The 17,711-nt window shown below is 59.0% G+C and carries 9 protein-coding genes; all 9 read right to left on the reverse strand.

Features of this window, described 5'->3' with window-relative positions; translation table 11 throughout:
- Positions 1 to 90: 90 nt before the first annotated feature.
- The 9 genes from rpoC to J8Z04_RS07835 all read right to left on the reverse strand — a co-directional run bounded on the left by rpoC (position 91) and on the right by J8Z04_RS07835 (position 17,513).
- The gene (gene rpoC, locus J8Z04_RS07795) at positions 91 to 4,407 is read right to left on the reverse strand and encodes a DNA-directed RNA polymerase subunit beta' (protein WP_043557824.1); all 4,317 of its coding nucleotides are present in this window, start codon (positions 4,405 to 4,407) and stop codon (positions 91 to 93) included.
- A gap of 82 nt (positions 4,408 to 4,489) precedes the next feature.
- Complete coding sequence (gene rpoB, locus J8Z04_RS07800) at positions 4,490 to 8,656, reverse strand: DNA-directed RNA polymerase subunit beta (protein WP_192848442.1); 4,167 nt, start codon at positions 8,654 to 8,656, stop codon at positions 4,490 to 4,492.
- Between the two features lie 229 nt (positions 8,657 to 8,885).
- Positions 8,886 to 9,260 (reverse strand): 50S ribosomal protein L7/L12, encoded by a 375-nt coding sequence (rplL, locus tag J8Z04_RS07805; RefSeq protein WP_043557822.1) that lies wholly within the window; start codon positions 9,258 to 9,260, stop codon positions 8,886 to 8,888.
- A gap of 62 nt (positions 9,261 to 9,322) precedes the next feature.
- The gene (rplJ, locus tag J8Z04_RS07810; protein WP_043557820.1) at positions 9,323 to 9,847 is read right to left on the reverse strand and encodes a 50S ribosomal protein L10; all 525 of its coding nucleotides are present in this window, start codon (positions 9,845 to 9,847) and stop codon (positions 9,323 to 9,325) included.
- Between the two features lie 269 nt (positions 9,848 to 10,116).
- Positions 10,117 to 10,809: a 50S ribosomal protein L1 gene (gene rplA / locus J8Z04_RS07815; protein ID WP_043558313.1), complete on the reverse strand. Its 693-nt coding sequence runs from the start codon at positions 10,807 to 10,809 to the stop codon at positions 10,117 to 10,119.
- Positions 10,810 to 10,813: 4 nt separating this feature from the next.
- Positions 10,814 to 11,248, reverse strand: a complete 435-nt coding sequence (gene rplK / locus J8Z04_RS07820) for a 50S ribosomal protein L11 (RefSeq protein WP_043557819.1) — start codon at positions 11,246 to 11,248, stop codon at positions 10,814 to 10,816.
- Between the two features lie 120 nt (positions 11,249 to 11,368).
- The gene (locus J8Z04_RS07825; protein WP_192848441.1) at positions 11,369 to 12,976 is read right to left on the reverse strand and encodes an efflux transporter outer membrane subunit; all 1,608 of its coding nucleotides are present in this window, start codon (positions 12,974 to 12,976) and stop codon (positions 11,369 to 11,371) included.
- Complete coding sequence (locus tag J8Z04_RS07830; RefSeq protein ID WP_192848440.1) at positions 12,976 to 14,337, reverse strand: efflux RND transporter periplasmic adaptor subunit; 1,362 nt, start codon at positions 14,335 to 14,337, stop codon at positions 12,976 to 12,978. The genes J8Z04_RS07825 and J8Z04_RS07830 overlap by 1 nt, the downstream gene beginning before the upstream one ends.
- On the reverse strand, positions 14,334 to 17,513 hold the full coding sequence (locus J8Z04_RS07835; protein ID WP_192848439.1) for an efflux RND transporter permease subunit: 3,180 nt from the start codon (positions 17,511 to 17,513) through the stop codon (positions 14,334 to 14,336). Before J8Z04_RS07835 ends, J8Z04_RS07830 begins: the two co-directional genes overlap by 4 nt.
- Between the last annotated feature and the right edge of the window lie 198 nt (positions 17,514 to 17,711).

Raw genomic sequence — 17,711 nt, forward strand, 5'->3', positions numbered from 1 at the left:
CGGGAACTGTCTAAGGCGCGGACCCTAAGTTGGGTTGGCCCGAGAGTCAAGCCTCTCTGCCATAACAGAGAGGCTTGACCCCAGAATTCCTCACTCAGCAGCGTCTTCTACCTCAGCTCTCCCCTTATCGAGGCGAGCCGGAGCCTGGTCTGCTGCAAGATTACGCAGACGCCGCATGGCACCGCCCGTCCCTGCCGGGATGAGACGGCCCACGATTACATTCTCCTTCAGGCCACCAAGCGTATCGATTCTGCCAGATGTGGCGGCATCGGTAAGCACACGCGTGGTCTCCTGGAAGGAGGCCGCAGAGATGAAGGACTGCGTCTGTAGAGACGCCTTGGTAATACCCTGAAGGATCGGCATGGCCTTTGCCGGCTCACGCCCCTGCTCCAGAAGCATCCTGTTGTCCCGCTCGAACTCGATCCGGTCCACAGTCTCACCAATGAGATAGGTGGAATCACCCGGCTCCAGAACCTCAACCTTCTGCAACATCTGACGGACGATCACTTCAATATGCTTGTCGTTGATCTTCACGCCCTGCAGGCGATAAACGTCCTGAATCTCATTGACCAGATAGTCGGACAGGGCTTCCATTCCCATGACCTTGAGGATGTCATGCGGCACACGGGGACCATCGACCAGCGGGTCACCCTTCTGGACAAAGTCACCTTCCTGCACGGAAATATGCTTGCCTTTGGGTATCAGGTAATCCGTCCGCTCACCCGTCTCGTCATTATGTACGATGACACAACGCTTCGACTTGTAGTCCTTGCCGAACTCGATGCGGCCATCACCTTCGGCAATGATCGCATGGTCCTTCGGACGGCGGGCTTCGAACAGCTCGGCCACACGTGGCAGACCACCGGTAATGTCACGGGTCTTGGAACCCTCGCGCGGAATACGGGCCAGCACATCACCGGCATGGACCACGGCCCCATTCTCCACGGACAGAATACTGTCAGGAGACAGGAAGTAGCGGGCCTCGTTGCCGTTGGCGAGACGGACCACATTGCCATCCGCATCCTTGAGCTGGAGGCGGGGACGCAGATCAACACCCTTGGCGGCCTGCTTATAGTCCACGACAACACGTGAGGTCAGACCGGTCACCTCGTCAACCCGCTCGACCAGCGTGATGCTGTCGATCAGGTCCTGATATTCGACCGTCCCAGCCTGCTCCGTGATGATCGGCAGCGTGTAGGGATCCCACTCTGCCATCTTGTCACCACGCTTGACCTCCTGCCCTTCGGACACCATCAGGCGGGCACCGTAAGGCACACGGTAGCGGGCCTTCTCCGCCCCGGTTTCGTCAATCAGCAGAATCTCACAGTTCCGGGACATGACCACAGGAACGTTCTGGGAATTCTGGACGACGTTGCGGTTACGGATGGTCACCTTGCCGTCACGGAAAGCCTCGACCATGGACTGCTCGGCACCACGGGTCGCCGCACCACCAATGTGGAAGGTACGCATCGTCAGCTGCGTTCCCGGCTCACCGATGGACTGGGCAGCGATCACGCCAACGGCTTCACCGATGTTGACCGGCGTACCACGGGCCAGATCACGGCCATAACAATGAGCGCAGATGCCTGCCTTGCTGTCACAGGTCAGGACAGAGCGAATTTCCACCGCTTCAATCCCGGCACCTTCGAGCATCTCGACATCAGCTTCTTCCAGCAGACGGTTGCGCTCCAGCAGTTTCTCACCCGTCATCGGATGGAACACATCCTGGGACAGGGTCCGCCCGAGGGCACGCTCTGCCAGAGAAGCCACGACCTCACCGCTATCCGTCACCGCACGGACAACGAGGCCACGCTCGCTACCGCAATCAGTTTCGGTAATGATGCAGTCCTGCGCCACGTCGACAAGACGACGTGTCAGGTAACCAGAGTTGGCGGTCTTCAGCGCCGTATCAGCCAGCCCCTTACGGGCACCATGGCTGGACGTGAAGTAATCGAGAACTGACAGACCTTCTTTAAAGTTGGCCACAATCGGCTGCTCGATGATCTCACCAGACGGCTTCACCATCAGGCCGCGCATACCGGCAAGCTGCTTCATCTGGGCCGGTGACCCACGGGCCCCGGAATGGCTCATCATCCAGACAGAGTTTGTCGGCTTGCCCGGTACCTGCTTGGAAATCTCCTTGAGCATGGCCGCCTGCACTTCATCCGTACAGCGGGACCAGGCATCCACCACCTTGTTATAGCGCTCACCAGCGGTGATCAGACCTTCCTGATACTGCTGCTCGAACTCCTTCACCTCTTCGGTGGTTTTGTTAACCAGAGTGGTCTTTTCGGCTGGAACGATCATGTCGTCCTTGCCGAAGGAGATGCCAGCCTTGGCAGCGTGGCGGAAACCAAGAGCCATGAGACGGTCACAGAAAATGACAGCCTCTTTCTGCCCGCAGTGACGATACACGGTATCAATCACGTCGGACACCAGCTTCTTCGTCAGCTGACGATTGATCAGGCTGAACGGAATGGCCGGATGCTTCGGCAGGATCTGGGCAATCAGGGCGCGACCCGGTGTCGTCAGGATCATCTGACGGACCGGCTTGCCTTCCTCATCCTGAGCATCCAGACGCAGACGGATCTTGTCATGAAGCTTCAGTGCACCGGAAAGCAGGGCCGCCTCAATCTCGGCCACGGCCGCATAGGCAGGCGGAGCCGCCTTGATGACCTTGCCATCCTTGATCTCGGCTTCATCCGGCGTCAGACGGTACTCGGGCACCTCGAGGCTCAGATAGTACAGGCCAAGCACGATGTCCTGGGAAGGCACAATGATCGGCTTGCCGTTGGCCGGGCTGAGGATGTTGTTGGTGGACATCATCAGCACACGGGCTTCCAGCTGGGCTTCCAGCGAAAGCGGTACGTGCACGGCCATCTGATCACCGTCAAAGTCCGCATTGAAGGCGGTGCAGACCAGCGGGTGCAGCTGGATGGCCTTGCCTTCCACGAGGCTCGGCTCAAATGCCTGAATGCCGAGACGGTGCAGGGTCGGCGCACGGTTCAGCATCACCGGATGTTCACGGATGACCTCTTCGAGGATATCCCAGACTTCCGGACGCTCTTTCTCGACCATCCGCTTTGCGGCCTTGATGGTCGTGGCGTGCCCGTACTTCTCCAGCTTGGAATAAATAAAGGGCTTGAACAGCTCCAGCGCCATCTTCTTGGGAAGACCACACTGATGCAGCTTCAGCTCCGGCCCCACCACGATCACGGAACGGCCAGAATAGTCCACACGCTTGCCGAGCAGGTTCTGACGGAAGCGACCCTGCTTCCCTTTCAGCATGTCGGACAGGGACTTCAGCGGACGCTTGTTGGCCCCGGTGATGGCACGGCCACGACGGCCATTGTCGAACAGCGCATCAACGGCTTCCTGCAGCATGCGCTTTTCGTTGCGGACGATGATGTCTGGCGCACGCAGCTCGATCAGCCGCTTCAGACGGTTGTTACGGTTGATGACACGGCGATACAGGTCATTCAGGTCGGAGGTGGCGAAACGCCCACCATCCAGCGGCACGAGCGGACGCAGCTCCGGCGGAATCACAGGCACGATGTCCATGATCATCCATTCCGGACGGGCACCACTCTCGACGAAGGATTCGACCATCTTGAGGCGTTTGACCAGCTTCTTGCGGGCCGCCTCGGATGTCGCCTTGCGCAACTTCTTGCGCATGACCGTTTTTTCCGAATCGCCGTCCATCACTTCGGCGTCGTAATCGAACGGATCCGGCTCGCCACGCTCCCGGGCAGCACGGCTCAGCTCGGCCTCCTGAGCGTTCGGCAGACCCCAGTCATAGCTGGACAGCGCACGCTTGATGGCCTCGGCACCGATACCGACATCCAGACCGTCATCAGCGAATTCATCCATCAGCTCTTCGCAACGGATTTCATCCAGCAGATACTGGTCACGACGCTTGCCGTGCTTGTAGGACTCGACCTGATCGGACTCGCAGACGCCCTTGTCGAGCACCAGGAACTTCTCGAAATACAGGACCGGCTCAACATCCTTGAGCGGCAGGTCCAGCATCGTGGCAATGCGGCTCGGCAGGGACTTCAGGAACCAGATATGAGCGACAGGTGAAGCAAGGTCGATATGGCCCATCCGCTCACGGCGGACCTTGGCCAGCGTCACCTCGACACCGCACTTCTCACAAACGATCCCACGGAACTTCATCCGCTTGTACTTGCCACAGAGGCACTCGTAATCCTTGGTCGGACCAAAAATCCGGGCACAGAACAACCCGTCACGCTCCGGCTTGAAGGTACGGTAGTTGATCGTCTCCGGTTTTTTGATCTCGCCATAGGACCATGAGCGGATCTGCTCACTGGAGGCGAGCTGGATGCGGATCTGGTCAAACGTGCCTGACTGACCAGACTGACCCAGAATCTTCATGAGTTCGTTCATTTGCCGAAACCCCACTGTGCCGGGCGGCGTCCCGCCGGCACGTTAAACATGAACAATGAAGAAGAAGCGGAAAGCACTGCCCTCACAGCCCTCCCTGCTCAAGTTCGACATTCAGACCAAGCGACTTCAGTTCCTTCACCAGAACGTTGAAGCTCTCTGGAATACCAGCTTCAAAGTCGTCCTGTTCACGAACGATCGCCTCATACACCTTCGTCCGGCCGGACACATCGTCCGATTTCACCGTCAGCATTTCCTGCAGCGTGTAGGCAGCACCGTAAGCCTCCAGTGCCCAGACCTCCATCTCACCGAAACGCTGACCACCGAACTGGGCCTTACCACCAAGCGGCTGCTGGGTGACCAGCGAGTAAGGACCGATCGAGCGGGCATGAATCTTGTCATCAACAAGGTGATGCAGCTTCAGCATGTAGATGTAGCCCACCGTGGACTGACGCTCGAACTTCTCGCCCGTACGCCCGTCGATCAGCTGGGACTGACCACTCTCGCTGACACCAGCCTTCTTCAGCATCTCCTCGATGTCAGGGATGGAGGCACCATCAAACACCGGAGTTGCGATCGGCACGCCCTTGCGCAGGTTGTTGGCCAGCTCGATCAGCTGATCGTTGTCCATCGTGGCGATATCTTCATTGAAGATCTTCTCACCATAGACATCTTTCAGACGGTCCAGCAGCTCCTGCCGACGCTCACCCGTGCGCTGATATTCATCAACCATCGCACCGATGCTCTGGCCGATATTGGCACAGGCCCAGCCCAGATGCGTCTCCAGAATCTGCCCCACATTCATGCGGGACGGCACGCCCAGAGGATTCAGCAGCAGATCAACCGGCTGACCATTCTCGAGGAACGGCATGTCCTCGACAGGAACGACACGGGACACCACACCCTTGTTACCGTGACGGCCAGCCATCTTGTCACCCGGCTGAAGCTTGCGCTTCACGGCAATGAAGACCTTGACCATCTTCATCACACCAGGCGGCAGCTCGTCACCACGCTGGAGCTTCTCGACCTTGTTGTCGAAGCGGTTGTTGATGCGCTTGATGGCACCATCAAACTCACGGCACAGCGTTTCCAGCTCGGCCATGACGGCCATGTCGGCAACAGGAATGTTGCGCCACGTCACACGGGGATGCTCACCCAGCAGCTCGGCCGTGATCGGCGTACCAGCCCGTACGCCCTTGAAGCCTGCAGCAGCTTCCTGCCCGACCAGACGCTCCTTGAGGCGGTTGTAGAAACTGCGCTCCTGGATGGCACGCTCGTCATCACGGTCCTTGGCCAGACGCTCGATCTCGGCCCGCTCGATGGCCATGGCACGCTCGTCCTTGTCCACACCACGGCGGGAGAAGACACGGACATCAACCACCGTCCCGCTCGTGCCCGGAGGCAGCTTGAGGGAGGTGTCACGTACATCAGAGGCCTTTTCACCGAAGATGGCACGCAGAAGCTTTTCTTCCGGTGTCATCGGGCTTTCACCCTTCGGCGTCACCTTGCCGATCAGGATGTCACCCGGATTGACCTCGGCACCGACATAGACAATGCCGGCCTCATCAAGGTTGCGCAGGGCTTCCTCACCGACATTCGGGATGTCACGGGTGATTTCTTCCTGACCCAGCTTGGTATCACGGGCCATGACCTCGAACTCTTCAATGTGAATTGAAGTGAAGATGTCATCCCGGGCGATACGCTCGGAGATCAGGATGGAGTCCTCGAAGTTGTACCCATTCCACGGCACGAAGGCCACGAGCACATTACGGCCCAGAGCCAGCTCACCCAGTTCGGTGGACGGACCATCAGCGATGATGTCACCGGCAGCGACCAGATCGCCAACCTTCACCAGCGGACGCTGATTGAGGCAGGTAGACTGGTTGGAACGCATGTATTTGCGCAGACGGTAGATGTCCACGCCCTGGGTGGCCCCCTGCTCGTCCGTCGCACGGATCACGATACGGGCACCATCCAGCTGGTCCACCACACCGCCACGCTTGGCAATGATGGTCGCACCAGAGTCGTGCGCCACAGGGCCTTCCATGCCGGTACCGACCAGCGGGGCATCAGCCTTCACCAGCGGCACGGCCTGACGCTGCATGTTGGAACCCATCAGCGCACGGTTGGCGTCGTCGTTTTCCAGGAACGGAATAAGCGCAGCAGCCACGGAAACCAGCTGCTTCGGCGACACGTCACAGGCGGTAACCTGTTCCGGCGGCACAAGACGGAAGTCACCGGTCTGGCGGACAGCCACCAGCTCGTCCGTCAGACGATTGTCGCTCTGCTTGGCATCGGCCTGCGCCACCAGAAGGCGTTCTTCCTCCATGGCGGAGAGATACTTCCAGCCGTCCTGGAAAACGCCATCCTTCACCAGACGATACGGCGTCTCGATGAAGCCGTACTTGTTCACCTTGGCATAAGTGGCCAGGGAGTTGATCAGACCGATGTTCGGCCCTTCCGGCGTCTCGATCGGGCAGATACGGCCATAATGGGTCGGATGAACGTCACGGACTTCAAAGCCTGCACGCTCACGGGTCAGACCGCCCGGACCAAGGGCCGACAGGCGACGTTTATGTGTCACCTCGGAGAGCGGATTGGTCTGATCCATGAACTGGCTGAGCTGGGAGGAGCCGAAGAACTCACGCACGGCAGCAGCAGCAGGCTTGGCGTTGATCAGGTCATGCGGCATGACCGTGTCAATATCGACAGAGCCCATACGCTCACGGATGGCACGCTCCATGCGCAGCAGGCCGATGCGGTACTGGTTCTCCATCAGCTCGCCGACGGAACGGACACGACGGTTACCGAGGTTGTCGATATCATCGACCTGACCACGACCATCCTTGAGATCGCAGAGAATCTTGACCGTCCGCAGGATGTCTTCCTTGCGCAGCGTCCGCAGCGTATCGGGCGCATCCACATCCAGCCGCATGTTCATCTTTACACGGCCAACAGCAGACAGGTCATACCGGTCCTGCGAGAAGAACAGACCATGCAGCATGGCTTCTGCCGTCTCACGGGTCGGTGGCTCACCAGGTCGCATGATGCGATAAATATCGATCAGCGCCTCTTCCCGCGTGGTGTTCTTGTCCGCCATCAGGGTGTTGCGGATCCACGGGCCATGCGTTCCGTCAATTGCGAGAAGCGGAAGCTCCTTCAGGCCCAGCTCTTCCAGCTCGGCCAGTTTCTCTTCCGTCAGCTCCTCGCCAGCCTCGGCATAGATTTCACCGGTCTTTTCATTGACAAGGTCATGGGCAATGAAGCGACCCAGAATATCCAGACGCCCCACCTGCACAACACGGGTCTTCTCGGCGATCTTGCGAACGACACGGGCTGTCAGTTTGGTCTCGGCATCTGCCACAACCTCGCCGGTATCAGCATCCACCAGCGGGCTGAGCAGCTTCAGGCCACGGAAGGCATCCGGCTCAAACGGGCGGGCCCACTCGCCACCCATGCGGGTGAAGGGCACGACATCGTAGAAAGTGGAGAGAATCTCGTCCTCATCCATACCGGCAACTTCGAGTGTATCGACGTCACCACCCTCGGCCAGCTTGGCTTCACGAGCCTTGAGATAATTGTCACCTTCCAGTGCATAGAGCAGCGTGGTAACCGGCAGCTTGCGCTTGCGGTCGATGCGGACATGGATGATGTCCTTGGCATCGAACTCGAAATCGAGCCAGGAACCACGGTAAGGGATGATACGGGCAGCAAAAAGATACTTCCCGGAAGAGTGTGTCTTGCCCTTGTCGTGATCGAAGAACACGCCGGGACTACGATGCATCTGGGAAACGATGACACGTTCCGTCCCGTTGATGATGAAGGTCCCGTTGTCCGTCATGAGCGGCATGTCGCCCATATAGACCGGCTGCTCCTTCAGGTCGTGAATGGAGCGGGTCCCCGTATCCTCGTCAATATCCCACGTTGTCAGACGCAGAATGACCTTCAGCGGGGCCGCATAGGTCAGGCCACGCTGGATGCACTCTTCCACATCGTATTTCGGTTCTTCGAATTCATAATACTGGAAATCCAGCCGCCCACGGCCAGCAAAATCATGAATCGGAAAAACTGAACGGAACACCTCCTGAAGGCCAGCCGGCTCCCGGCTGTCGGGGCGCACATTCATCTGCAGGAAAGCTTCATAGGAAGCCCGCTGCACGTCAATCAAATTAGGCATCGGCGCAATTTCGGGAATGCGCCCGAAGCTCTTGCGGATCCTCTTACGCCCTGTGAACGATTTTGTGATCGCCATCTTATCCTGCCTCTGAACCAGACCTTCAAGTCGTCCGCTATGTGACCATCCCATTAACCCCATGGAATATCAGACGACTTGAACGGCTGGCTTAATCCTGTCTATGACGCGTGACGGAATGCCTTACTATAGACAACTTCCCTGTCAACGGCAAATGGGGCGGGCACCATAAAGCACCCGCCCACTCGCTCCAACGGCTCCCCCAAAGGGGACCGCATGGATACAGCTCTTACTTGATCTCGACGGTAGCGCCGTTCTCTTCCAGAACCTTCTTGATCTTCTCGGCCTCGTCCTTCGTGGCGCCTTCCTTGATGGTCTTCGGAGCGCCCTCGACCAGGTCCTTGGCTTCCTTCAGGCCCAGACCCGTGATGCCACGGATTTCCTTGATGACGTTGATCTTCTTGTCACCAGCCTTAGCCAGAACAACATCGAACTCTGTCTTCTCGGCAGCAGCTTCACCACCAGCAGCCGGAGCAGCAGCAACAGCAGCAACCGGAGCAGCAGCGGAAACGCCCCACTTCTCTTCGAGCAGCTTGGACAGCTCGGCAGCTTCCAGAACGGAGAGAGCGGACAGTTCGTCAACCAGTTTTGCCAGATCGGCCATGATAATATCCTCTAAGATGCGTAAATGTCAGGCGGCGTCGCTCATGCGGGCCACCCCGTTAATCAAGCGGCTTCCGTGTCGCCTGTTCTGGCATAGGCACCAAGAACGCGAGCAAGCTGCCCAGCCGGAGCCTGGGTGACGCCTGCGATGCGGGTTGCCGGGGTACTGATCATACCAACCAGCTGTGCACGCAGCTCGTCCAGAGATGGCAGGGAGGCCAGTGCCTTGACGCTATCAGCCGTAAGGGTCTGATTGCCAAGGGCACCACCAAGTACCACCAGCTTGTCATTCTTCTTGGCGAACTCGACCAGCACCTTCGCCACGCCAACCGGCTCATCCGACCAAGAAATGGCCGTCGGGCCTTTAAGCAGCGGCGCAATGCCGTCGAACTGGGTCCCATCCAGAGCACGGCTGACCAGCCGGTTCTTCGCAACCCTGTATGTCGCACCTACAGCGCGGATGTTGCGGCGCAGTTCTGTCGCATCGGCAACCGTCAGACCCAGATTCTGGGTGACGACAACCATGGACGTGCTACCAAACACCTTGCTGAGGGACTCGACAAAGGCCCGTTTTTCCGTACGGTCCAAAACCTGTCTCCTCGTTAGTCCGATTGCTCGGACCAGGTTACCCATAGGCCCTGCCCTACCCAAAGGCACAACAGAGCCCGCTCGCCTGTCCATGATAAGGAAGACCGCATCGCACCCAGAGGGCCTGATACGCTCTGCCCGTCTCACGCCTGCGCCCGAAAAGGGCTTTAAGGGATGACACCCACATGCGTTCTAGGACAGGAAAGGAGCAGCCTGGGCTGCTCCAGAACACCACCCTGGAGGGTGGCGATTCCATAATCTCCCCTCAATCAGCCTTCAAAGCTGGAGAGATCGATACGCACACCTACCCCCATTGTGGAGGAAAGTGAAGCCTTTTTCAGATAAGTCCCCTTCGCACCGGACGGACGGGCCTTCTGGAGCGCATCCACCAGAGCCTTCACGTTCTCAGCCAGCTGGGACTCGGAGAAAGAAGCCTTGCCGACGCCAGCATGAACGATACCGGCACGCTCGGCACGATATTCCACCTGACCGGACTTGGCAGCCTCAATGGCACCCTTGACGTCCATCGTCACGGTACCGAGACGGGGGTTCGGCATCAGGCCGCGCGGACCAAGAATCTTACCCAGACGTCCAACCAGAGCCATCATGTCCGGGGTGGCAATGCAGCGATCGAACTCGATCTCACCAGCCTGCACCTTCTCGGCCAGGTCTTCCGCACCGACAACCTCGGCACCGGCGGCGGCAGCTTCCTCAGCCTTCGGGCCACGGGCGAACACACCGACACGCAGCGTCTTGCCCGTACCGTGCGGCAGGGAGATCAGACCACGGACCATCTGGTCAGCATGACGGGGATCAACACCGAGACCGATGGAGAATTCAACCGTCTCATCGAACTTGGCCGTTGCGTTGCTCTTCACCAGAGCGACAGCGTCGTTCAGGGAGTACAGCTTGTCACCATCAACCTTGGCGCGCAGGGCGGCAATACGTTTGTTCTTGGCCATGTTCTCAGCCCTCCACCACATCAAGACCGATGGAACGGGCAGACCCTGCCAGCATACGCACGGCACCATCGATGTCGTTTGCGTTCATGTCCTGGAACTTCTTCTCAGCAATCTCACGCAGCTGGGATGTCGTCACGGACCCAACGGAAGACGCACGGCCAACCGTCTGGGAACCCTTGGTGATCTTCGCTGCCTTCAGCAGGAAGTAGGTGTTCGGCGGCGTCTTCGTAATGAAGGTGAAGGTACGGTCCGCATAGGCGGTGATCACGACCGGGATCGGCATCCCCGGCTCAAGGCCCTGCGTCTTTGCGTTGAATTCCTTACAGAACTGCATGATGTTCAGACCGCGCTGACCCAGCGCCGGACCGACAGGCGGAGACGGGTTAGCCTTGCCAGCCGGAATCTGCAGTTTGATGTAGCCAACTACTTTTTTGGCCATATCCGGGACTCCCTAATTTACAGTTCCCGAACCGTGGTTGAGACGGCGGGGATCATCCCCGCCTCCCACGTTCGACTGAGAGGGTGCCTAGACCATTCCCCCCATACCGTCAAGCAGGAATCAGGGGTGCGCTGGCACGGCAGCCGCCCCCGTCAGGTCACGTTCCGCAGCGGGTGGTTCGATCTCAGAACCCTTCTGCGGGGTTCCCACCGGCACCTCACCGGCGGGGCGGGCATGGTGCAGCCCCTCATACTGCAACGGCCCAATCGGATCGATGCTCTTTATGTCCGGCAGGAGCCTGTCCGACCAGCCGCCGCCAAGGGCACGGATGAGCCTGACCGTGGACTGGAGCTGCCGTGTCTGCGCCTGCACCTCCAGCAGGCGGGCCTTCAGCGCATCCTGCTGGGCCACCAGTGCATCCAGATAGTTCGTCAGCCCCCCCGTATAAAGAGCCATCGTCATGGCCTGTGTCCGCAGTGCAGCATCCACTGCCTGATGCTGCTGGAGCCGTTCCTGATGGTACAGGGCTGTCTGGCTCAGCCCATCCTCAACATCCTGAAAGGCCGCCAGAACCGTCGCCCGATAGGCGTCCACGCGTTCCCGATATTGCGACCAGGCCCGTTGCAGGGCCGCACGCCGCATCCCCCCCGTGAAAAGCGGCTCCACAGCCTGCACGGCCACCCGCCAGAACGCCTTGGAGATGCTGGCCAGATCAAACCCGGCATCCTCGAAGCCACCCGTCGCACTGATGGTGATATGGGGATAGAAAGCTGCCCGGGACACACCAATGGCCCGTGCAGCGGCAGCCATCTGCCGCTCGCTCATGGCCACGTCGGGCCGTCTCTCCAGCAGTGTGGATGGGATACCTTCCTTCACCCGGATGGTATCAAAATGCAGCCGGAAATCCTTGACCGGCTGGATGTGGAAACTGGCAGGCACCATGTTCACCATGACAGCAATGGCATGTTCCTGCACCTGCCGGGTCGCCTCCAGATAGCTCCTTGCCGCCTGTGCGGAGTACAGCTCATTCTCCGCACGGGAGACATCCAGCCCCGCACCAATGGCCCCCCCCTGCCGCAACCTCGTGATCTCCACGGCCGTACGGAAATACCGGATGGAATCATCATAAACAGCCAGCTGGGCATCAATCCCACGCAGTGCCATGTAGTTTGATGCCAGCTCGGCCTGGAGACTCAGCCTCGTCAGTGCATATTCAGCAGCCCCGGCCTGCGCCAGATTTTTCTGCATGTGCGTCTGGTTGCGGATGGCATCCCAGAAATCCGGCTCCCACGTGGCGGCACCGCTATAGGCGACGTTGGATTCATAAATGGGCGTATTGTTGCTCCGCCGCAGGAAGAGCCGCCCATCAGACTGCTTGTTCCGGCTCATCTGCGCCCCACCGGCCAGCTGCGGATACAGACGACTTTCCGTCTCACGGGCGATGTCACGCTCCTGCGTGAAAACCTCCGCCGCTGCCTGAAGGTCCGGATTATAGACGTTCAGCCGCTCTTCCAGCTCATCAAGCTGGGGATCGTGGAACAGCTTCCACCATTCTCCCCGCACGACTGCATCGGCCGGCTTGGCATCCCCCATGATGCCTTTGCCTGCCCACCCCTCCGGGTAAATGAAATGTGGCCTGTGATAGTTCGGAGCCAGATCACATGATGTCAGAAAAAAAGAGAGCCCTCCTGCCAGAAGGGAGACCGTCTTCCACACCCCTGTTGCCATCAGTGCTGCCCCTGTTCCTGTCTGACAGGCGCAGAATCGGATGCCGTTGCCCCTCTTTCGCCCGGCTTTGCCTGATCATCAGGGCTGTTTTCCTCCGGTGGTGGCATCGCACCGACACGCCTCAGATCATTCGATGTCACATTCGGCACTGGCTTCTCAGTATCCTTGGGTTTGACATCATTATATCCACGGGTGGGTGTCACAACCCGGACCTCATCACCATCCAGCATGTCGGCTGTCGGATTGGCCACAATCTCATCATCCAGGGACATGCCGGAAAGAACCTGTGTCGTCATGCCAAAATTCGTACCGACCTGCACAGTCTCCAGCCGGACATGATGATTCACAACCTTGGCCACCTGCATCCCCTGGGCACGGAAGATGAGAGCACTGGTAGGCACGATCAGCACGTTCGGGTCGCCAGGAGCCTGGATATGCGCCGTGGCATAAGAATTGGGCCAGAGCAGCCCATCAGGATTGTCCAGCACCAGCTCGGTCGTCACGGTCCGGGTTGCGGCATTGAAGGCATTGGCCGTGGCCAGAAAACGGGCCTTGAACACACGCCCCGGATATTGTGGCACGCTGAGCTCCGCACTGATGCGGGGCGAAATGACACTGGCAAAATCCTGCGGTACCGATACGAACACACGGATCCGATGCACATCCGCCACGGAAAACAGCTCGGCGATCGCCCCCCGTGAATTGAGATTACCCCCGGCCGCGTTCACATAATCCCCGACATTGACCAGACGGGACGTCACGATCCCATCAAAAGGGGCTACGATACGTTTGAAATTCTCCAGCGCCTCCACCCGTTCAACTTCATGGGCGGCAGCGTCAAGCTCGGCCTTCTGGGCAGCGGCATTGGCAGCCTGCACATCCACCTCCTGCCGGGAGACGGCCTGTGTCCCCCGCAGGGCTGTCCAGCGCTGCGTGGTAATCAGCGCCAGTTTGTAACGGGCATTGATGACCTCATAATGCGCCTTGGCCGCCGCGTACTGGGCATCAATGCTCGGTGTGCTGACCTCCGCCAGAAGGTCGCCCCGCTTCACATGGGCCCCGTAATCCTTATACCACATCTTCACATAACCAGAGACCTGCGCATAGATCGGCGCCTCATACCAGGCTGCCAGATTGGCAGGCAGGTCCACGGTCCGGGTGGCAGGACCCGGCTGCGCCTTTATCAGCACGACACGGGCAATGGCACTGTCCTGCGTCTCCCGCACCAGCTCTCTCCTGTGCAGGGCACGCTGCACAAGCCCCAACACAACCAGCCCTGCAAGCACCGCCAGAAGGATGAGAATCAGCAGACGCCCCCTGCCACGAGCCGAAGATGGAGTCTGATGGGGGGACGGATTCATGAAGGTTCTCCTTCTGGAGTGGCCCGGTCACTCTTCGGGGCACCACCATGGATCAGGGCAAAAACGCAGGGGACAAACAGCAGCGTAGCCACCGTGGCCATCATCAGCCCGCCGATCACGGCCTTGCCCAGCGGCGCATTGGAGGAATTGCTGATGGACATGGGGATCATGCCGATCATCATGGCAAGGGCTGTCATCAGCACGGGCCGGATGCGTTCAAATCCGGCTTCCGAGGCGGCAAGAACGGCATTGCCGTGTTCCTCCAGCCGCTCCCGGGCAAAAGCCACAACCAGCACGGCATTGGCCGTGGCTGTCCCCATGCACATGATGGCCCCTGTCAGCGCCGGAACGGACAGGGTCGTATGGGTCAGGAACAGGCTCCACGCAATCCCGCCCAGAGCGGCAGGCAGAGCCATGACAATGACGAACGGATCCAGCCACGACTGAAAGTTCACGACAATGATCAGATAGACCAGCACGATGGAAAGCAGCAGCCCGCCAATCAGCTGGACATAAGCATTGTTCATCGTCACGACCTGCCCACGCACCACCATGCTGGACCCATGCGGCAGGTCAGGCCGGACGCTTTCCACCTCCCGGTTTACAGCACGGGACAGAGCCCCGAGGTCGATCCCCTCTGCCGCCACGTAGATGTCAAACACCGGCATGATGTTGTAATGGGAGACTTCCGCCGGTGTCCCTGTCTGTTCGATATGGCTGACACCACCCAGTATCTGCATGGTCCCGTTCTGCGGGTTGCCATCCCCCTTGTCGAGCGGCATCTTCTCCAGGTCATTGAGGGTCTGGAGGTACATGGCCGGGGCCTGCACGTCGATCAGCTGTGAAGTGCCCTGCGGGTTGAGGTAATAAGTCTGCCCGACCTGCGAACTCCCCGAAAGGGTTGTCAGCACATTGAAGGCGATATCACGCTCCGTGATGCCGGTGCCCATGGCGAAACTGCGATGGGCATTGATGAGCATGGTCGGCTGGGTCATGGGTTGCTGGACACTGACATCCACCGCACCGGGAATTCTGCGCAGACGCTGGGCCAGACGGACGGCGAAGGCATAATTATGCTGGAGATCCCGCCCGACAATCTGGACATCAATGGGGGATGGCAGGCCAAAATTGAGAATCTTGGCTGTCAGATCGCCCGGCTGGAAGGTGAAGCCTATCCCCGGGAAAGCCGTGCTGAGGGCCGTACGCAGGCGCTTGCGGTATTCGGCGATCGGACTTTCATCATCCTCCAGCTGAATGGTGACATCACAGTCCTGTGTTCCTGTCGTGGGAGAGGGCACCATGGCCTGGTTCATCTGGCTCATCGGCAGGCCGCAGTTATTGACGATCAGCTTCACCTGACCCGGCAGGGCCTCACGGATTTTCTTTTCAATCAACCCGCTGAGTTTGGCACTTTCCTCAATACGGGTTCCGACCGGAGCCCGGAAATGCATCTGCATGGTCCCGGATTTGATCTCCGAGAAAAAATCCTGCCCGACAAAGAAAAGCAGAAGAAGAGACGCCAGCGCACCGGAGAGGAAAAGAATGATGAACCGGGCCCGTATCGCCAGTACGGCCAGAAGAACATCATGATAACTTTGGCGGAACCGCTCGAAATATGCCTCAAATCTCTCCTGGAACCTGCCAAAGAAACCCTTTTTCCGGCTGGCATGGTCAGGATGGCGCTGCTGCTCCACCTGTGCGGCCAGAAGCCAGTTCGCCATCGTCGGGACGAGCGTTCTGGAAAGAACGAAAGAAGCGATCATCGCAAAAATGATGGCCTCGGCCATCGGCATGAACAGCCATCCCGCCACACCTGTCAGCTCAAAGAGCGGGAACCAGACAATGCAGATGCAGGTGGTCGAAACGAATGTCGGGATGACGATCTGGTTGGCAGCATCGACAATGGCAGGCTCAAGCTCCTTGCCCATATGAAGGTGGGCATCAATATTCTCGATCATCACCGTGGCATCATCCACGAGAATACCGACAGCCAGAGCCAGACCGCCCAGCGTCATCACATTGATGGATTGCCCGGACAGGCTGAGGCCAATCAGAGCCGAAAGCATGGCCAGCGGAATGGAAACCGCTACGATCACGGTCGAACGCCACGACCCCAAAAAGAGCAGAACCGTCAGGCTGGTCAGGATGGCAGCGGTGATCATTTCCCGCACCACATCGACCACGGATTCCTTCACGAAGCTGGATGCATCGGTGAGAATATCCATGCTTGTGCCGGGGGGAAGCGTCTTCTGGATATCCGGCAGAAGTTTCTTCACCCCGCTCACCACATCCAGCGTGGAAGCGTTCCCGCTCTTCAGGATGACGATCATCACCGCCTGCTTGCCTCGCACCAGCACGGCGTTCGTCTGCGGCGGCCCACCCTTGTGGACCCAGGCCACATCCCGCAGATAGATGACGGAATTACCCACCTGCTTGATGGGCATCCGGTTGAAAGCGGCAATATCCATGGGGGCAGAATTGGTCCGCACCATGAAATCCATGGCACCGACCTTCTGATCCCCGGCCGGAAGCACGATATTCTGCCTGTTCAGGGCGCTGGCCACATCCACGGCAGAGAGACGGTGCGCCAGAAGCTTCACCGGGTCGATATCCACCATGATGTCCGCTGCCACACCACCATAGGGATTGGGGATGGCCGTCCCCGCTACGGAAACCAGCTCCGGCCGTATGAGGTTGGAGGCCATGTTATAGACCTCCGAAGCGGACATGTTGGGATTGTTGACCTGCAGGGTCAGGACAGGGACGGATGATGCATCCAGTGCCAGAATGAGCGGCGGCGTGGCCCCGGTGGGCAGCTGCTTGATGACCGTCTGGGACACGGAAGTGATCTGCGTCTGGGCAACGCTGGTATCCGTACCGGGCTGGAAGAAGATTTTGACAATCCCACGCCCGTAATAGGAGTTGCTCTCAATGTGCTCGATATTGTTGACGGTCGCCGTCAGGGCGCGCTCATAATAATAGACGATACGGCCGGAGACTTCCTCTGGCATCAGCCCTGTATAGGACCAGACAGCTGCCACCGTCGGAATCCTGATGTTGGGGAACACGTCCGTCGGCGTGCCCAGGATGGCCCTCACCCCGAAAATGAGGATCATGATGGACATGACCACAAACGTATAGGGCCGCCGCAGGGCGGTCAGGACAATGGCATTCATGACGGGCAGGACCCCATGTCGGACAGGGGCAGTCCCAGCATGAAGGCCCCCTCACCCATCCCTGCTTTCATTCGATAGGCTGTCTTCTCTGTCTCGATACTGCTGGGCAATCTGTCTCTCCACCTGGACGGGCCACAGGTGCCCGAAGGCCCCAACCCTGCGTCCGGGGGATTATAACGACGCAACCCAAAGAAAAAA

This window comes from Bombella apis (assembly GCF_018221685.1).
GTDB classification, from domain to species: domain Bacteria; phylum Pseudomonadota; class Alphaproteobacteria; order Acetobacterales; family Acetobacteraceae; genus Bombella; species Bombella apis.

Excerpts from the sequence above, each read along its gene's own strand:
- rpoC (WP_043557824.1), bottom strand. The coding sequence starts at position 4,407 with ATGAACGAACTCATGAAGATTCTGGGTCAGTCTGGTCAGTCAGGCACG.
- rpoB (WP_192848442.1), bottom strand. The coding sequence starts at position 8,656 with ATGGCGATCACAAAATCGTTCACAGGGCGTAAGAGGATCCGCAAGAGC.
- rplL (WP_043557822.1), bottom strand. The coding sequence starts at position 9,260 with ATGGCCGATCTGGCAAAACTGGTTGACGAACTGTCCGCTCTCTCCGTT.
- rplA (WP_043558313.1), bottom strand. The coding sequence starts at position 10,809 with ATGGCCAAGAACAAACGTATTGCCGCCCTGCGCGCCAAGGTTGATGGT.
- rplK (WP_043557819.1), bottom strand. The coding sequence starts at position 11,248 with ATGGCCAAAAAAGTAGTTGGCTACATCAAACTGCAGATTCCGGCTGGC.
- J8Z04_RS07825 (WP_192848441.1), bottom strand. The coding sequence starts at position 12,976 with ATGGCAACAGGGGTGTGGAAGACGGTCTCCCTTCTGGCAGGAGGGCTC.
- J8Z04_RS07830 (WP_192848440.1), bottom strand. The coding sequence starts at position 14,337 with ATGAATCCGTCCCCCCATCAGACTCCATCTTCGGCTCGTGGCAGGGGG.
- J8Z04_RS07835 (WP_192848439.1), bottom strand. The coding sequence starts at position 17,513 with ATGAATGCCATTGTCCTGACCGCCCTGCGGCGGCCCTATACGTTTGTG.